13 protein-coding genes are annotated in these 19329 nt (G+C 39.1%); 6 read left to right on the forward strand and 7 right to left on the reverse strand.

Annotated elements, in window-relative coordinates; translation table 11 throughout:
• Nucleotides 1–19 precede the first annotated feature (19 nt).
• The gene (locus tag ACSHXM_RS03295; RefSeq protein WP_435687300.1) at nt 20–2047 is read left to right on the forward strand and encodes a beta-propeller domain-containing protein; all 2028 of its coding nucleotides are present in this window, start codon (nt 20–22) and stop codon (nt 2045–2047) included.
• 90 nt (nt 2048–2137) lie between these two features.
• The gene (locus ACSHXM_RS03300) at nt 2138–2659 is read left to right on the forward strand and encodes a DUF3016 domain-containing protein (RefSeq protein WP_435687301.1); all 522 of its coding nucleotides are present in this window, start codon (nt 2138–2140) and stop codon (nt 2657–2659) included.
• A gap of 20 nt (nt 2660–2679) precedes the next feature.
• Here the strand turns inward: ACSHXM_RS03300 and ACSHXM_RS03305 are convergent, their stop codons facing one another.
• The 5 genes from ACSHXM_RS03305 to pepA form a co-directional block, all read right to left on the reverse strand.
• Complete coding sequence (locus ACSHXM_RS03305) at nt 2680–4338, reverse strand: diguanylate cyclase (RefSeq protein ID WP_435687302.1); 1659 nt, start codon at nt 4336–4338, stop codon at nt 2680–2682.
• Nucleotides 4335–5729 (reverse strand): bifunctional metallophosphatase/5'-nucleotidase, encoded by a 1395-nt coding sequence (locus tag ACSHXM_RS03310; protein ID WP_435687303.1) that lies wholly within the window; start codon nt 5727–5729, stop codon nt 4335–4337. Before ACSHXM_RS03310 ends, ACSHXM_RS03305 begins: the two co-directional genes overlap by 4 nt.
• A gap of 218 nt (nt 5730–5947) precedes the next feature.
• Nucleotides 5948–8800, reverse strand: coding sequence for a valine--tRNA ligase (locus ACSHXM_RS03315; protein ID WP_435687304.1), 2853 nt, complete (start codon nt 8798–8800; stop codon nt 5948–5950).
• Nucleotides 8793–9260: a DNA polymerase III subunit chi gene (locus ACSHXM_RS03320; RefSeq protein WP_435687305.1), complete on the reverse strand. Its 468-nt coding sequence runs from the start codon at nt 9258–9260 to the stop codon at nt 8793–8795. The genes ACSHXM_RS03315 and ACSHXM_RS03320 overlap by 8 nt, the downstream gene beginning before the upstream one ends.
• Before the next feature lie 31 nt (nt 9261–9291).
• Nucleotides 9292–10797: a leucyl aminopeptidase gene (pepA, locus tag ACSHXM_RS03325; protein WP_435687306.1), complete on the reverse strand. Its 1506-nt coding sequence runs from the start codon at nt 10795–10797 to the stop codon at nt 9292–9294.
• Nucleotides 10798–11058: 261 nt separating this feature from the next.
• Here pepA and lptF point away from each other — a divergent pair, with 261 nt between their 5' ends.
• On the forward strand, nt 11059–12168 hold the full coding sequence (gene lptF / locus ACSHXM_RS03330) for an LPS export ABC transporter permease LptF (protein WP_435687307.1): 1110 nt from the start codon (nt 11059–11061) through the stop codon (nt 12166–12168).
• Nucleotides 12161–13228, forward strand: coding sequence for an LPS export ABC transporter permease LptG (gene lptG / locus ACSHXM_RS03335; protein ID WP_435687308.1), 1068 nt, complete (start codon nt 12161–12163; stop codon nt 13226–13228). Before lptF ends, lptG begins: the two co-directional genes overlap by 8 nt.
• 22 nt (nt 13229–13250) lie before the next feature.
• On the opposite strand, the gene ACSHXM_RS03340 is transcribed toward lptG, so the two are convergent.
• Complete coding sequence (locus ACSHXM_RS03340) at nt 13251–13766, reverse strand: RDD family protein (protein WP_435687309.1); 516 nt, start codon at nt 13764–13766, stop codon at nt 13251–13253.
• Between the two features lie 584 nt (nt 13767–14350).
• On the opposite strand from ACSHXM_RS03340, the gene ACSHXM_RS03345 reads away from it, so the two are divergent.
• Entirely contained in the window at nt 14351–15100 is a 750-nt protein-coding gene (locus tag ACSHXM_RS03345; RefSeq protein WP_435687310.1) for an SDR family NAD(P)-dependent oxidoreductase, read from the forward strand.
• Between the two features lie 132 nt (nt 15101–15232).
• On the opposite strand, the gene ACSHXM_RS03350 is transcribed toward ACSHXM_RS03345, so the two are convergent.
• Nucleotides 15233–15961: a FadR/GntR family transcriptional regulator gene (locus tag ACSHXM_RS03350; RefSeq protein ID WP_435687311.1), complete on the reverse strand. Its 729-nt coding sequence runs from the start codon at nt 15959–15961 to the stop codon at nt 15233–15235.
• Nucleotides 15962–16233: 272 nt separating this feature from the next.
• Between ACSHXM_RS03350 and ACSHXM_RS03355 the strand changes: the two genes are divergently transcribed.
• On the forward strand, nt 16234–19287 hold the full coding sequence (locus ACSHXM_RS03355) for a TonB-dependent receptor (protein WP_435687312.1): 3054 nt from the start codon (nt 16234–16236) through the stop codon (nt 19285–19287).
• Nucleotides 19288–19329 lie beyond the last annotated feature (42 nt).

Here is a 19329-nt window from a genome sequence, read left to right on the forward strand (position 1 = left end):
TTATAGAAGGATTTGTATTATGCTTAAAAAACAAAAAAGAAATGTGGGTAACCAACTTTGTGTGCTTGTCATGGGAATGATTATTGTCACCTTGGCAGCGTGTTCTGGTGATAATAAGGTTAAGGTTGACCCTGAACCTCCAAGACCCACTTCCGTCCCTGAAATTAACTCAGCCACTACATTTGAAGGACCTTTAGTTCTTGCTGGAGAAAATGCAGTGGGTCAGTTTCTTAGAAATGGCATTTATTCAGCTACTTTCCAATATTCAACGGAACAAAGGTTGGAAACAGCGTTGCCTGCGGCCCCTACGGCTGACGAAAGTGCTTCTAGTAATTTTTCTGTTACTAATACTCAAGAAGTGGGTGTAGATGAAGCCGATAGGATTAAATATAACGGAGATACTTTATATATTGCCGCTGATGCGCAATGGCATCTTGATAGTCAAAGTCCGGCCCATGTAAGGGTGTTAGAAAGACAAAGCGACTTATCTTTCGCCGAATCGGCGGTATTGCCTCTTATTGATGAATATTCACATATTGATGGGTTATATGAGCAAAATAACCATTTAGCCGTGTTAAGTAATACAGGACAAATGTATACATTATATAGCTTCGCGCCAGAACCTTGGTTACCGGTTGAAAGTAAGCTTTTATTGGACATTTACGATACCAGTTCACCAGCCTCTCCAATTGCTAAGAATCAAGTTAAGATAGATGGAACTATGTTATCTAGTCGCAGAATTGGCGATTATTTATTTATCGTGAATGGTTATACAGCGACGGTTGATGGGCTCAATACAAATGCCAGTAGCGACAAGGAACAGTTAGATAATTACCTCGCAATTCTTGATACCCCAGATAGCGAATTGATGCCTAAAATATATATTGATGGCGACGAAGGTACGCCACTTAATCAGCCTGCAGATTGTATGATCCCACAGCAAGCTTCAGATAGTGATGGTTATGCCCATTTATTAACTGTGATCCGTATTAATATGACTGATATTTCAGATATTTCAGCAAGTTGTATTAGCGCTGTGGCAGAAGTGATGTATATGTCTCAAGATAATCTGTATCTAACATCAAGCCTAGATAATAAAACGGTTCTTCACAAAATGTCCTTGGATTCAGAGTTAACATATCAAGCTACGGGAGCAGTAGATGGCGTCATTGGCTGGCGTAGTGCGGCGAATTTACGTCTAAGTGAATACCAAGACAATCTACGAATAGTGTCAACTGATTATTCAGCAGCTGATCCGGTGCACAAATTATCTGTATTGGAACAGGTGGGTAATCAATTGCAAGTAATAGGCTCGTTGCCTAATGAAAATTCTCCAGAACCTATTGGTAAGCCGGGTGAAGATATATATGCGGTACGCTTTTTTGCTGACCGAGGTTACATAGTGACGTTTGAACGTATCGATCCTTTATATGTTATCGACTTATCTACTCCAACAGCACCTTCAGTGTTAGGTGAATTGGAAATACCTGGTTTTTCTAATTATTTGCATCCCTTGGATAATGGTTACCTATTAGGCGTAGGTCAGCAAGTTAATCCTAGGCTTCTTCCTGAAGATGGCTCAAATTTGAGTGAAGATACTCTGGTGATTGAACCTGTATCGGAAGAAGGGATGAAAATTAGTTTGTTTGATATAACTGACCCAAGTGCCCCAACGGAACTCAGTAAATTAGTATTTGAACAAAGTTATACACCTGTTGAGCATGATTACAGAGCTTTAACCGTGCTTAACACAGGGGGAAGTTATCAACTCGCATTACCTCTAGAAACCTGGGGGCAGTCAACTACCGAAGAAAGGCGGGTTTGGTGGTCACAAAATAGTCTACTGCTGTTGGAAGTTGACACTAACGCCGACAAGCCTGAGTTGATACAACGAAGTCAAATTACGGTTAAGCCAGATCCTGAGCAATATATTTATGGTGGACAAGATCGAAGCGTTATTCATGGGCAAGAAGTCTATTATATTCATGGCGATCAAGTTTGGCATACTCAATGGGTTGAGGATGGAAATGTACTTGGGCCATACTAATATCTTTGATAAAGGTTGGCGTGTGTAAATCGCCAATCTTAATTTACTGTTAGTATGCGAAGCTTTGGTATTAGAAAAGGTAAAGTCAGAATGAATAAAGTAGCTTTTATATTTATCCTAACATTAGGGCTTAGTATGGTGGAGTATGCTTATGGGCAAGCTGTTGTTGAAATTGAATGGCATGCACCACAAGAATATACAGATGTAAAACCTAGTCAGACTAAACGAAGTCGATTCATGCAATCTACTTTTACGTCTATTGATGCCTACATATTAAAGTTAGCTCAGTCATTTCCAGCTGGATATAGATTGAAATTGAAGGTCACAGACCTAGACTTAGCTGGTCAAGTTTGGCCAGCGTCTTTTGCTGGACTTGGCAATAGTGCTTCAGATGTAAGAGTGATTAAACGTCTTGATATCCCGCGTATGAATTTTAGTTATGAATTAACTAATGCAGAAGGAGATATTGTAAAGCAGGCTAACGTCAACTTGAAAGATATGTCATTTCAAATCGGGCATAGTAAACACTTTGCAAGTGATTCTTTAACTTACGAAAAAAATATGTTGAAAAAGTGGTTTTTGAAAGAATTTAAAACTGCTTTTATCCACTAAATGAGCTTTCTACTCAAAAACTATATGTCTGGTTGTATACTGACCTTAGTTGAATAAATCTTATAATTATTTTTCCCCGCATGTTTTGCCGCATAAAGCGCCGTGTCCGCTTGTTTCAAGATTGTTTCAGGCATCAATACTTGTAGCGGAGTTGATAATGCGACACCGACACTTATTGTGATCCGATTGGCTACACTACTGTATTCGTGCGGTAGGTTATGAGTTTTAAGAGAATCAAATATATTTTTAACCATCTCCTCTGCGCCAGTCAGATCTGTATTTGGCAGCACACAGACAAATTCTTCTCCACCATAACGAGCCACGAAGTCACTTTCTCTTTGTAGGGCCTTTGAAATAATTTCAGCTACACATTTTAAGGCCTCATCTCCAGCAGCATGACCGTAATTGTCGTTATATAACTTGAAAAAATCGATATCAATAAGTAATACAGCCACCGATGATTTTTGTCTTACGGATAGCTCAATATCGTGTTGTAACCTAATATCTAAAGCTCTACGATTGGCGATATTGGTTAACCCATCAGTCATCGACATAAGTTCGAGTTTTTGGTTTTGTTGTTTAATGGTGTAAGCGAACTCTTGAAAAGCTTCTGCTAAATCGGTTATTTCGTCATTCCCTTTAAGTGAATCAAATTGAATATTGCCTTCTGTTTTGTTTTTGACTATTTGGTTAACCTGACGAATTCGTTTTATGATCCTTTGTTGAATGAATAACAAAATCGCAAATATTAGCAGGATTACCGCGATGATTATCATGCCAATTAAGCGAATCTGTTGTTGGCTTTTTAAAGCAGAGTCAGCGACTTGTTCAAATATCTTATCTTTCGTTTCATCGGTGCTCATTTCCAATAAACGTGAAAAATCTTCAATTAAATGACGCATAAAGCTTTCTCGGCCTATCACTCGCCCAGCCAGTTTTAAATGGTTGATAATTAAATATTCCAACCCTTCGTCTGAGAAAAGGTTTTGTTCAAATTGACGAATGATGTCGCTTTTAGTTTGTGGAGCATTGGTTTCGGCTAATACCGCTTTGGTTGCCGTTATTTTATCTCGAATCTGTGCAAATAAACTTCTGGCTTCTTGCATGCGTGTAGCGCCTACTGCATGGTCGGTCAATATCATTAACTGAGGGATTTCTGCAAACCACAGTAAATCAATCTTTTGGATTTGAGTATTTTTTTGTTGCTCGTATGAAGGGTAGGCTTTTACAAAGTTTGCATATATGTTTTTATGTTTTATCTGCAGTTGTTTCTCGATATTGGCTTTTTGCCAAATTAAGTCTGAAAACTCTAATAGTTCTAAGTTAATCACCTCTAACTGTTTTTCTAAAAAGCTGTTATTCAGTTTTTGATTGGATAAATCTATAATATGATTAATGTAAGTATTAAGTTTTTGCTCTGCCAAGCGTTTTGCTGCATCTGAGTTAGCGTTGGCTAATAGGTCGGTAAAATCAAGTAACTTAGTCGCTTCGTTATATAAATCTCCAGAAAGCGCTATTTCGGGCAAGGCGTTATTTGAGATGTTGTTTAAGATAGTTTCAAACGACAGGAGTTTCGAAAACGTTATCCAACTCACTAATAGAAATAGACTAAAAATAATGCCTAAAGCAAAACTAAAAACTCGAATGATAGGAAAGCGTATAAAGGGTCTTGTTGTCATTTATCTATCCTCACAATTCGGCCATCAATTTTAGGTTTGATGTAAGGATTTTTTTGAATATTTAAGATCACTATGTCTGAAATGAGGGGTAAAGAGGCGTTTATGGCGTGCACCTCTAGTTTATTTGAAAAACTAATAAAGCCATCTCCACCATTTGCTAAATAGTCAGATGTTGCCACTGTATAACTTTTATTCAGGTTTATTTTCTGGCCCGAAACTTTTATGTTACTTATTCGCTGGCCCACTTTATGACTTGCAGTGAACTCGTAGCTAAGCCCCGATACATGGGGAAATTTTCCTCTTATAAGTTGAACTTCGCTGACGCCGTGCTCTAGTGCTTGTTTAATTTGTTCTCCCGTTGCTGATACCCTGGTAATTCGGCTTCTAAAGGGGAGCTCTGTGGCTATATCTCGGCGAGTAAGTCTTTGGCCTTTGGGGTAGATTTTGTTACCTCGTATTAAGCCTCCGTTGATAAACCCTATATCAGCTTGTTTGTATTCTCTAATTGTATCAGCAACAAAGTTAGCGAAAGCATTCTCTTTGGTTCTAACTGACTCCCTAAGTGTATCTATGGGGTTGCCCAGCTCTCCTATAGTTTGATTTAGCAAGCGATCGAGTCTGTGATTGTATTCGTCAATTTGATGATTGACTTGCGGGTCTTCAGGGTAATCAGATAATAAAACTTCAGTATGTTTCACTTCTACAGATTGTGTCGAGTTCTGTAGCCAATTTATGTCTAAAATTAAGGCTCTGTCATCCTCAGACAAGCTATATACCTTAGGGTGGGGTAGAGTGTTAACTTGGCCATTATCTTGATCTGAACGCGCTCTAATCGCGATATCTATGGTCCCAGAATCTAATAGCTTTTGATAATAAGAACGATTTTTTGAAAATACCATAACAATCACGTCAGCACCTTCTCGTCTTAATTTTTTAGCTTGTCCTTCTATCATGGTTTGGGATTCAAACACCCTAACTCGATTAAGTAAGTATTCTTGAACGACGTCTTTTGGTAATACAGACATAAAGCCAATTTTTCGGTTGTTCTTGTTGACGATAAAATCGTCATAAATACCTTCAATGTTGCCCGTAGTAAGTGGGTCAATGATATTGCTGGCAATCAGAGGAAATGCCGCTTCGTTTGCTCTTAATGACAGTTCGTCTTCATAGTAACTAAATTCTCTTTTTCTAACTGTCATTAAATCCGGTTCTAGGGTATTTAAAATATCAAAGATATGGGAACCACGATCGAAACCTGACATCGGACTTGGGCCTAAACTGCCTCCACCAAAAGTGAAGATAGTATTTTCCGTATTGCTTTGTCTGATATGTTTGAGTAGAGAATAGAGGCGGCTATAGCCTCCTTCTTTGGGATTGGATATGTCTTGCATATTAGCTGCAAAGACTATTTTTACGTGATTATTCTCAGTCGCAAAGCTGTTTGATACTAAGCAAAGATTACAAATAAATAGTAAAACAACACGTAAGGTCAAAGATTAGCACCAAAAAAGAGAGTGTGTTTATACATTGTACAAAAAACCGCGAAAGACGGTAGATCAATCGCGGTTTATTTTTACATCTTTAATACTAATTAACTAGATTATTGGCTTTAAAGGTTAGAAATTGTCTCTTTCTGTTCCTTTAATTTGTCAATTTGCATACTAAAGTCAGCTAATTTAGCTTTTTCTTTATCGATGACCGCTGGTGGAGCATTGCTAACAAACTTTTCGTTGGCTAACTTGCCACTGGTTCTGGCACAGTCTTTTTCGAGTTTATCTAATGCTTTGGCAATACGCGCTAATTCGGCGTCTTTATCAATTAAACCCGCCATTGGGATCATGATTTCTAATGCGCCAAGTAGAGACGTTGCACAAGCTGGAGCTTGTTCATCTTTATTGAGTGGTGTAACGGCCTCTATTTTTGCAATAGACTGCAAGAATATGTTGTTTTCTTCCAAACGTCTTAGGTCTTCATTAGAAGCATTACGGATAAGCACTGATAGAGGTTTGCTAGGTGCAATGTCCATTTCACCACGAATTGTCCTGATGGCTAATACAAAACCTTTAACCCATTCCAAATCAGCCATAGCAGTGGCATCCACTTTAGACTCATCATATTCAGGATAAGCTTGATTCATTATGGTGGCAGATTGGCAATCAGCTAATGGTGCAACGCTTTGCCAAATGGTCTCAGTAATAAACGGCATAATCGGGTGCATGAGTTTAAGCAAGGATTCCAATACAGTAACTAATGTGTGGCGTGTGCCACGTTGCTGTAGCTCGTCGCCTTTCAACAATACTGGTTTGGTTAGTTCAATATACCAACCACAGAACTGGTCCCAAGTGAATTCATACAATATTTTAGCAGCGATATCAAAGCGATAGGTGTCCATTGCTTCGCGGTAAGCTTTAATTGTGTGCTGGTATTGCCCCATAATCCACTTATCAGCCAATGACAAGGTTTTAGGAGCTTCAGAGGTAAATCCACAATCAAACTCTTGAGTATTCATTAATACAAAGTTACTGGCGTTCCATAACTTATTACAGAAGTTTCGATACCCTTCTAAACGTTTCATGTCCCAATTAATATCGCGGCCAGTAGAAGCTAGAGCAGCTAAAGTAAAGCGCAATGCGTCGGTGCCGTGAGACTCAATACCATCTGGAAATTGTTTCTCGGTTTGTTTTTTGATCTTTGCCGCCATTTTCGGCTGCATCATATTACCAGTACGTTTTTCTAATAAGTTGTCTAACGAAATACCGTCGATCATATCTAAAGGGTCAATCACATTTCCTTTAGATTTAGACATTTTATTGCCTTCGTCATCACGTATTAGGCCGGTCACATACACGGTTTTAAAGGGGACTTGAGGTTTGCCATTTTCATCTTTAATGAAGTGCATAGTCATCATGATCATTCTGGCTACCCAGAAGAATATGATATCGAAACCCGTTACTAATACATCGGTAGGATGGAAGGTTTTTAAGTCTTCGGTGTTTTCTGGCCAACCTAAAGTAGAGAATGTCCATAACGCAGATGAAAACCAAGTGTCTAACACATCGTCATCTTGTCTCAATGTAACACTGGCGTCTAGATTGTTGTCAGCGCGCACTTGCGCTTCGTCTCGACCTACATAAACCTTGCCGCTTTCATCATACCAAGCCGGTATTCTGTGGCCCCACCATAATTGGCGAGAAATACACCAGTCTTGAATATCGTTCATCCAAGAGAAGTACATGTTTTCGTATTGTTTTGGTACAAACTCTATGTCGCCATTAGTCACAGCTTCGGTGGCTACTTTAGCTAATGGAGCAGCGCGCACATACCATTGATCCGTTAACATTGGTTCAATGACCACACCGCCTCTATCACCATAAGGAACGGTTAAGTCGTGATCTTTTATTTCATCTAATAAGCCGATTTCTTCGAATTTGGCCACGACTGCTTTACGAGCGGCAAACCTTTCTAAACCTTGAAATGCTTCAGGCAATTCTGCTGATTCAACATCACTTGCTTCACCATTGGTATCAAATACTTCTGCCTCTTGACGAATTTCGCCAGTAAAGGTCAAAATGTTGATCATGGGTAATTTGTGACGTTTGCCAACTTCATAATCGTTAAAGTCGTGGGCTGGGGTGATTTTTACACAACCTGTACCTTTTTCCATGTCAGCATGTTCATCACCAACAATTGGGATTTTACGACCGACTAGTGGTAACTCTATAAATTTGCCAATCAGGTCTTTGTATCTAGGATCTTCTGGGTTTACTGCAACACCTGTATCACCTAATACTGTTTCTGGACGTGTGGTAGCGACAATTAGGTAATCTTTGCCATCAAGCGTTTTTACGCCATCAGCTAAAGGATAACGGAAATGCCACATGTGGCCTTTTTTGTCTTTGTTCTCTACTTCAAGATCAGATATAGCCGTTTGTAATTTAGGATCCCAGTTTACTAAACGTTTGCCGCGATAGATTAAATCTTCAGAGTGAAGTCGAATAAATACTTCGTTAACAGCACTTGAAAGCCCTTCGTCCATGGTGAATCTTTCGCGATCCCAATCAACAGAGGTGCCTAAACGACGCATCTGATTAGTAATGGTATTGCCCGATTCTGCTTTCCAATCCCAAATTTTTTCAATAAATTTATCACGGCCTAACTCTTTACGAGTTGGGCCATTTTCTGCTGCCAATTTACGTTCGACTACCATTTGAGTGGCGATGCCCGCGTGGTCTGTACCTACTTGCCATAAAGTATTGTTACCAGACATACGTTTATAACGAGTTAATGCATCCATAATGGTTTGCTGAAAAGCATGGCCCATATGTAAGCTGCCAGTTACATTTGGCGGTGGGATCATTATGCAGTAAGGTTCGCCTTCACCAGAAGGTTTAAATTGCCCACTGTCTTCCCAGTTTTGATAAATTTTTTGTTCAATATTTTGTGGATTAAAAGTCTTATCCATTTTCTTGTGTCTCGTTAATGCTAGAAGCGGGCTGGGTATCGAGTTGATTTCCTGCTGCTCTATAATGTTTATATCGTTCTCTGGCTTGTACTTTTAACGCCTCTAGGGCAGGTACAAAATCAATGACTTGTCTAAATCTTTGATGAAAAACCGGAATTGTGTCTGTTAAATTAATTAGTACAGGACGGTTAAATTGGCTTGGGGCTTGCCAACATATTTCTACTGGAGCACCGCCTACAGGGCCTTCTCCAGCTAAATTGTGCGGAACAAACGCATCGTTTGGTAGCTGCCACAATAATTCGTCAAATTGTTCTGCTTGTTGTTGATCTTGGCAATAGATCAGACATCTTTGCTTGTTACGATAACTGCGGGTTGCCAACAAACAAGCCAGCGCAAAGTGCGCTGGCTGTTGGTTTATTTCTGCAGTTTCATCAAGAAGATAAAACGTCACATTAGACATTTAGTTCTTAGCCTTAATCAATAATTGGGTATTAATCTTCTGTCTCAATGCCAGCGCGATTCATTAAAAACTGCGACAACATAGGTACTGGTCTACCTGTAGAACCTTTATTCTTGCCACTCACCCAAGCTGTTCCCGCTATATCCATGTGAGCCCAATTGTATTTGCGCGTAAAGCGAGATAAGAAACAAGCTGCAGTAATAGTGCCTGCAGGTCGGCCACCGATATTGGCCATATCAGCAAACGGACTTTCGATTTGTTCTTGATACTCGTCCCATAACGGTAAACGCCAAGCTTTGTCACCACTTTGTTCCGAAGCGTTAATCAGTTCATGTGCAAGAGGATTGTGATTACTCATGACACCTGTTGCATGTTTTCCTAATGCGATAACACATGCACCGGTTAAGGTGGCGACATCAATGACCAATTCAGGATCAAAACGTTCTACATAAGTGAGTGCATCACATAAAACCAAGCGGCCTTCTGCGTCAGTATTGAGAACTTCGACAGTTTGACCTGACATAGTCGTCAATATGTCACCAGGACGATAGGCGTTAGCGTCGGGCATGTTTTCACAACCCGCTAATATGCCAACTATGTTGATTGGCAGGTTTAATTCACAAATGGTATGCATAGCACCGAGTACACCGGCTGCACCACCCATGTCGTATTTCATTTCATCCATGCCTTCACCTGGTTTGATTGAAATACCACCTGAGTCAAAGGTTAAGCCTTTACCTACTAATACAATAGGAGCTTGTCCAGCGGGCCCGCCTTTATGTTCCATAATAGTCATAATGGATTCATTTACAGAACCTCGACCCACAGCTAAGTATGAGTGCATGCCCAATTCATCCATTTGTTTTTCGTTTACCGAGCTAACCGATAAGTTTGCATACACTTCAGCAAATTGTTCGGCTTGTTTTAGTAAATAAACTGGGTTGCAGATATTGGGCGGCATGTTAGCAACGTCTTTAGCTGTTTTACTTCCTTCAGCTACAGCTAAACCATGTGCTAGTGCACGTTCACCGGCAGGCAACTCTCTACGAGTAGGAACATTAAACACAATTTTACGTAAAGGGCGGCGTAGCTCGCCTTTTTTGGTTTTAAGTTGCAAAAATGTATATAACGAATCTTGTGTGGCTTCGACAGCTTGACGTACTTTCCAGTAGGTATCACGACCTTTAACATGTAATTCTGTCAAAAAGCTTACCGCTTCCATTGAACCGGTTTCATTTAAGGTTTTAATGGTTTTAGAAATGATTTGTTTATATTGGCGTTCGTCTAATTCTCTTTCTTTTCCACAACCAACCAGTAATACACGTTCACTAAGAATGTTTGGCACATGGTGCAATAATAACATTTGCCCCGCATGGCCTTCTAAATCGCCTCTTCTAAGTAGATTACTTATGTAACCTTCACTGATGATATCCAGTTGCTCAGCAACTGAAGTTAAACGTCTAGGTTCAAATACACCTACTACAATACAGGCACTGCGTTGCTTTTCTGGGCTGCCACTTTTAACGCTAAATTCCACTATTATTCCTCAGTGCTAGACGGTTTAACTGTATCTGTAATATTCTAACCTAGGTCGCTTATTTCTAATTAATAAAACGCTAGGATTGGGTTATACAGTGATTATATTGTAAGATTAATTTTAGCTAGGCTAAATCTAAAAACATATTAGGTTTTAGAGCCTATTTTCGGGCTATAATTAAATTAAACTTGTGAAAACGTTAAGTTTACTTAAAATTTCCCATAGTGCCACTAAAAATACTACTTTTCCTATGGATACATTGTGCTTATTTTCCGCTATTTAGTTTTTGAAACTCTTAAGTCTCAGTTGGCTGTTTTTATGCTGCTGATGGCAATTTTTATTACGCAAAAATTTGTGCGTGTTTTAGCAGAAGCTTCAAATGGTGAAATCCCTGCCGGCTTAGTGTTAGGATTTTTAGCTCTTAGTACACCTGTTCTGGCGTCTTTAGTTTTGCCGTTAAGTTTGTTTTTAGGGATCATGTTGGCTCATGGCAGGTTGTATGTTGACAGTGAAATGGCTGTGATGCGCGCTTGTGGAATTAGTGAGTGGTATATCACTCGGGTGATGATGGTACTCGCTGTCAGTATGTCAGTGGTTACCGCGGTATTAACTTTATGGCTAGCACCGTTAGCAGTGGAAAGTGAATATCAACTTGAAGATGAGCTTGGAGCCAAAAGTGGTTTAACAACCTTGATCCCAGGGCGATTTCAACAAACCGCCAATCAGCAGGCCGTGATGTTTGTACACGATATTGATAATGGAGAATACGGCCTTAGAAAAGTGTTTTTAGCACAAAGAGGTGAGGGAGACGCCGAAGATAATGTACGAGTAGTATATGCGCAGACGGGTGGAGTCATAGCGAGCCCCGATGGCTCTGAAAAATTAGTACTCAACAAAGGTAAACAATACGAAGGTAAACTAGGCCAACAAGATTATCGTGTTATTGAATTTGACGAATATGATATTCAAATAGCAGAACAACAAGCACAAAAAAAGCGTCGAAAATTAACGGCGTATTCAACACCTGATTTAGTCAAAGACCCATCCATTGAGGCTATTTCGGAATTACACTGGCGAATAGCTATTCCTTTGTCGTTACCCTTTTTGGTCTTGATAGCCGTGCCTCTTAGTGCTGCCGACCCTAGACAAGGGCGCTTTGGTAAAATGTTCCCTGCCTTAATGTTATACCTCGGGTATTTTTTATTATTAATGGCAGGGAGGAAAGCCCTTGAAGATGGCAATATTCCTCCGCAACTGGGTTTATGGTGGGTGCATGGCGTGTTGTTATTTATAGGTGCAATATTAATTCTCAAAGGTCGGCCACTTGGGGTGAAGTTAAGAGCACGGATTAAAGGAGGTGTCCGTGTTTAAAATTTTAGATATCTACATTGCTCGAACATTATTGGCCACAACGGCTATGAGTCTTAGTGTGTTAGTTGGGCTTAGTGGGCTCATTAAATTTATTGAACAAATGAAACAAGTGGGGCGCGGTAGTTATGATATGACGACCGCGGGTATATATGTTTTATTAAGTTTACCTAGAGAAATAGAGCAATTTTTCCCTATGGCTACCTTGATTGGTGGTTTAGTCGGTATGGGAATATTAGCCAGCAATAGCGAATTGGTTGTGATGCAGTCTGCTGGGCAAAGCCGATGGAATATTATTGTATCTGCCATGAAATCGGCATTACTCATGGTGTTATTTGTGATGTCTATAGGTGAATGGATTGCACCTGTGACCGAAACCAAAGCCAAAGAAATACGCACACAATCGATTTCTGGCGGCAGTCTCTTTGCTGCGGACAAGTTAACTTGGGCAAAGGATGGCGACGATTTTGTCAGCATAGGTGAAGTAGTTGATCGTTACACCTTAAGAGATATTAATGTCTATCAATTTGATGAAAACTTAATTCTAAAACAAATCACCAACGCTAAACATGCAACGCACTCAGAGTTTGGTTGGGCATTAAGTCAGGTTCAATATACTTATATGGGTGATAATCAAATTCGTTATGAGCAAGTTGACAATGGGGTATGGCAATCTACGTTGACCCCAGATAAGTTAGGTGTTGTTAAAGTTAAACCTGAAGCTTTGTCTATTCGAGGATTAACTGAGTATGTAAATTATAGAAAGAATAACAGTTTAGATCCCAGTCGTTATGAACTTGCCTTATGGCGAAAAGTCTTTCAGCCCTTATCAGTAGGTGTGATGTTATTAATGGCACTGTCTTTTATTTTTGGACCGCTACGTAGTGTGACAATGGGAGCTAGAATTATTTTAGGGGTGTTAACGGGTTTTGGTTTCTTTGTGAGTAATGAAGTATTTGGCTCGGTAAGTTTAGTATATCAATTACCACCTATTATAGGTGCTGCGTTACCCAGCCTAGTTTTTGCTATATTCTCAATTTTTTTATTGCAGAAAAAAGGCTAAGGAACAAAATTTCTATTTGCTTTTAGTCTTGTATATCTTTCCATGAAGCATGGTGGTTTGCATCTTTTGATAAGACTAAAATCTCAGTTGCACAAATTCGGTCTTGTAAAGATTGTTTGGATTTCCAATCGAATAGTACAAGTAAAGTGCCTAATCCTCCCAAAGAGCATATTAAGCGTAAAAAAGCACGGGCATATCCGAAAGGTTTATCGTTAGTGCTAAACAAACGTAACCTCCATGCTCGCATGCCAATAGTTTGTCCACCATTGCGCCAGAACCAAAGGAAAAAGCCTATGACCCAAGCTGCGACCCATAACTGCAAGGTTAATTGAAACAAGCGGGACTGTTGCAATACGTCGCTAATATGTTCAATCCCATTTTTATCCAAAATACCATTTTCGTATAATAAGGTAAAAAAAACTGTCATTATTATGGCCGCGCACATGCCAATAGCGACGGCAACCAATAAGTCATAAATGATTGCTGCCAATCGACGGAAAAAATTAGCTCTAACGAAATTTGTTGGCGTTTTACTCAATTGAACTTACTTCTAGCAAATAAAAATCATTCTATCAGTAGCAAGGCGTTATACCAATCGTAATAAACAAACGGTCACTCAGTATGAATTAAGTAGATCTTGCATAAATCTTCTCTAAATATACTTAAGGGGTTTCTTATTTAAAATAAAAAGAGACTCAAATACACTCCTGTAGAACTAATTTAAGACCTCATTGCAAGACCAATTTGTTTATTACAATGAGCAATAATGGTAAAATTTACCAAAGAAAGTAATCACTACATCAAAATTGGTCACTATTTATTCCCATTTATTAGTTTTTTTCAATCATCGCCGATGTTATTTTATTAACAAATGAATCCCTTTTTTATCTGAAAAATCAGCGGAAACTCGATAAATAACTGACTCTTAGCAATGATTGGAATTTAAATTATATCATTTGGTAATACCAAACTTAAATAATTGGTTGACACTTACTGATGTATTGGTTATTTTTATAACACGAACTCGATTGGTTATTATCTTATTACGCGCCGCGGAATGTCTTTGGTTACCAGTTGTAGGCTTAATTTTATTTATCCATTAAAGATTCAACGGAGAACGTTATGACATTAAAAGGCAAAGTAGCCATTGTAGCAGGCGGCGGTAGAGATATTGGCCGAGCTAGTGCAATTGAGTTAGCAAGTAAAGGTGCTAATGTTGTACTTACATATCATTCAAGTGCTGAAACTGCACAAAGCGCTGTAAAAGAAATTGAAGCATTAGGTGTGAAAGCAATTGCGATTCAAGCTGACTTAACATCGGTAACAGATGTTAAAAAGACAGTTGATGCAACACTTGAAGCATTTGGTCAAATAGATGTATTAGTGCATGTTTCTGGTGGCTTGTTAGCACGCGTAACAATTGACGAAATGTCTAACGAACATTGGGATAACGTTATGGATGTTAACCTTAAGTCTTTATTCATGATGTGTAATGCTGTCATTCCACATTTATCTGCGGGAAGTTCAATTGTTACTTTCTCTTCGCAGGCAGCACGCGATGGTGGTGGCCCAGGTTCAGTTGCTTATGCAGCATCAAAAGGCGCTGTAACTAGTTTCACTCGCGGTTTAGCAAAAGAGTTAGGCCCTAAAGGTATTCGTGTTAATTCTTTATGCCCAGGCATGATTAGCACAGGATTCCACGATACATTTACTAAAGACGCTGTACGTACTGCTGTTGCGGGTATGACTGCGCTTAAACGTGAAGGTACTTCTGAAGAAGTGGCTAAGTTAGTAGGCTTTTTAGCTAGCGACGATGCATCATATATGACTGGTAATAATGTTGATATTAATGCCGGTTTAGTTTTCTCTTAGAGTAAACAGAAAAATCTAATAATAAAAGTAGACAAAAATTAGCTACTGTACCCTACAAAAAAAGGCCCATACGGGCCTTTTTTTTATTAGTTTTAAGTCAATTAATTCCTAAAAAATTAATTACTCATTTAACTAATTGACTAAGTGACTTAGTGAATATAAATCTCTTGTTTGGCTTGTTTGTCTGCGAACTTCTTCTAATGCTTTTGCCTCACTGGCTTCAAACAAAGCATTAATCAAACGATTAAAGTGGTGGTGCATTGCAGCTCTAGCAGCTTGTGAGTCTCTAGCTTCAAGTGCTTGATAAATACTCATATGCTCTTCAGTACGTTTTTCATCACTTTGTCCACATACGCCTTTATAAGCCGTTTTAACAGTGGGGCTAGAATCTCTTAACTTCCAAAACTCTGAAACAGCCATAAGTATTGCGTTGTTTCTGGTGGCCATGGAAATGATCAAATGGAATTCTTTATCAGCGGCATCGGGGTTAATGCCCTTTTCCATCTGAACTAAAGTTTGTTTTAAACGAGCTAGCTCTTCTTCTGAAATGGTCGTAGCTGCTAAAGCCGCAGCTTCGCCTTCAACCAAGGCTCTGGCCTGAGTAAGTTCAAATGCACTAATAATATGTTCAGTGCTTTGCTTGGTATGTTCTAATACATAAACACCTGACCCCGTTTTGACTTCAACGCGCTCTAGTACTTCTAAAGCGATAATCGCTTCACGAATAGTTGGACGACTGACTTCAAAGTTTTCAGCTAGTTCTCGTTCTGGAGGAAGGCGACTACCGGGCGGGTACTGCCCCGAATCTATCAACTTCTCAATTTTTTCGACGATATTCCAAAATAGTCGACGATTTTTCATCCTCTTACCTCTTAAAAAAACATATCTATGTAGCAAAAACTTGTAAATATACGGATATATTAACTATAGATAATTACGCTATAGACTTGTTATACCATGAAACGCCCGAAAACCAAATTGGTAATATTTTAGTAGAAAATATTGGTAAATCCAATTTCTTTCATATTGGTAATAATTCAATTGTAAAATTGGTTAATAAATATTTGACAAATTGTTCTCGTATTGGTTACATTGGTATCGTCTATTATTAAAAACGTAAAACGAGATAACACATGATCAAACTTAATAAGGTTAGCCAAGCCTTTCTGTCTAGCAATAGAAGCAACGTTCTAGCTAAAAGCATTTGTGCTACAGCACTTCTTTCACTAATTGCTTTACCTGCTACCTCTCAAGAAACAGCAGATGCACCAGCAGCTGGCGACGACACTGAAGTTATTCAGGTCAAAGGGATCCGTGGAACTATTCAAGATTCTATCGCTATCAAAAAGTTATCAACGAGCATTGTTGATGGTTTATCTGCTGATGACATTGGTGAATTACCTGCATTGTCTATTGGTGAAGCGTTAGAAACACTAACAGGTGCTTCTTCACACCGTGAACAAGGTGGTGCGACAGAGATTTCAATTCGTGGCTTAGGTCCTTTCCTTGGTAGTACTGTGTTTAATGGTCGTGAAGCTGCAAACGGTAGTGGCGACCGTTCAGTTAACTTTTCTCAATTTCCGTCAGAACTTTTTAATAAAATAGAAATATACAAAACCCAAGAAGCCAGCTTAATCGAAGGTGGTGTATCTGGACAGATTTCATTAGGCACCATGAAACCTCTAGATTATGGGAAACGTCGTTTTCAAGTTCAAGCTAAAGCAAACTGGAATCCCGCAGAAGGTGATATAGAGAACAGCGCACGTGATTTTGGTACGCGTTTTACTGCTAGTTATGTTGACCAATTTGAAACTGAAAACTTCGGTGAAATTGGTTTTTCAATCGGTGGTCAAAAAAGAAGTAATACAAACCCTGAACAAGAAGCTCGAACTACAAGTGGCTGGAGAGATTGTCGTATAGATCCTAACGGTGCAGAAGGTTTGTATGACGATGGTGATGATTGTGATGATGGTGGTATTAATAATCAAATTGATCCCGTAACAGGTGTTTCGCCTGATGCAGGTGTTCCATATCTGTTTGTACCAAGTTCTTATTCTTATCGTCAAAATACCAGTGATGATTCAAGGGATTCAATATTTGGTGCCATTCAATGGCGTCCAAACGAGTCATTTGAATTGAATGTCGATGCTGAATATGCCGAACGTTTGTTCTCTGAAAAGCGTAATGACTTAGTTTTTGCTAGCAGTAGACGTGTAGATGATCCTACTGTTGATCGTGAAGGTCAGTTACCAGTAGATCTGGTTATTACTGATGGTGGTTCATTGGTATCAGGAACATACAGACAAAGAATTGAAACACTTAGTACCTATCTAGAACGCCTAGAAGAATATAAAGGTGGCGGTGTTTCATTTGCTTACGATGTAAACGATGTATTAACCATTACAGGTGATTTATCTGTATCAGAAACTGAGCGTCGCGAAGGCCTATACCACACTCGTTTACAATCTGAGCCGAATGATATTCTAGGTAATCCAGTACCAGGCGCTGCAGATGGTGGTTATATTAATACTGCGGTGGAAATTGGTCAAAATGGTTCTTTGATACCACTTATGACAATCAGAAATTTTGACGTAACTAACCCTAATAATTTTGCTGACTCTGCTCGTACTCGAGTTGATCAAAACCAATTTCGCAACAATAAAATTACTGCGTTTAGAACCGACTTTGAATACTTAACTGATAGTGACGTGTTTAGTTCTGTAAAAGGCGGCCTTCGTTTCTCTAAATTGGAATTTGATAGTAACCCAAGAACTCGTGATACTTTTACCAATGACGACGACTCGGTTATGTATGAAGCGATTGCTCGATGCCAAGATAGTCAATTCCCTGAAAGTGGATTCTTAACTTCTGTAACAGGTGGTCAGCCACTTATTACTAATGTTGATGATAACGGAAGTGTAATCTCACAAGGAACAGGAAATGCTTATGCGTCTTTTGATCCATTGTGTTTAGCCACTGCCGTTATTGGAAGTGCGCCAGTTATCCCTGAGCCTCGTCCTAGTGTGGCAAACGTTGAAGTAGAAGAAGAAACAACTGCTGCATATATCCAAGCTGACTATGATACAGAGATTGGTGATTATGCCTTACGTGGTAACTTTGGTGTGCGTTATGTGAATACAGACGTTGTTTCTCGTAGTTTACGTGGTGCATTAATCACAGTATTAAATTCAGAAGGCGCAATTAGCAATATCGTTGAAGATACAAGCGTTGATCTATATGAAGTTGCTGGTGGCAGCAGTTATACAGAAATATTACCGAGCGTGAATGCTGTTCTTGATTTAGACGATGACCTTTTATTAAGGGGCGCTATCTATAGAGCACTATCAAGACCTTCTCCATCTGATATGGGATTCGGTCGTAGTTTTAGTGGCCTATCAGACGATAGTGAAGATCCTGCAACAATTGAAGCGGCTATCGGTACTGCTACGGCAAATGGTAATCCAAATATTCAACCTTTCACTTCTTGGAATGCTGATGTTGCCATCGAATGGTATCCAAATGACGATACTTTGCTTGCCTTTGGTACGTATTACAAAAGTTTTGAAGGTGGATTTGAAAATAACTCAACTACAGAAACTTTCATAGTAGATGGGCAACCTTTAGACACTTTAGTAACGGTTCAAGAAACAACTGAAGACACCAGTACTATTTACGGTGTAGAAATGACTGCAACCCATGCATTTAATTACTTACCAAGCTTCTGGCAAAACTTTGGTGTGAAATTAAGCTATAACTGGGCTGATTCAGATTTTGAAGTTGAAGATGCTAACTTTGGTGCATCGACTGTAATTGATAACAGCACTGGTGAGTCTGTTGAAAGGATTGGATTAGTTGCTCCAGCTGAAATATTTGGCTTTTCAGACACGGTTATTTCTGGTCAGTTCTATTATCAAGAAGGTGATTTCAACGCACAATTGATTTACAAATACAGAAGTGAATATTTTCAACAATATATTTCGACTCCAGGTAACTTAAGATACGTAGATGACACTGCTGTAATTGAAGCTCGTGTTAGCTATAAACTTAATAAAAACCTAAAACTATCAGTTGAAGCTATCAACATATTTGATGAACCTAAAAGACAGTTTATTCCGTCTAGAGAAAACTTTGGTGAAATCAATGTTTATGGACCTCGTATTTATGCAGGGTTTGTATACAAACTTTAATAAGTTTGGCTAGATATACACAGTATGACTAGCGCTCTTATT

The sequence above is a fragment of the Paraglaciecola sp. genome (assembly GCF_051252315.1).
Taxonomy (GTDB): domain Bacteria; phylum Pseudomonadota; class Gammaproteobacteria; order Enterobacterales; family Alteromonadaceae; genus Paraglaciecola.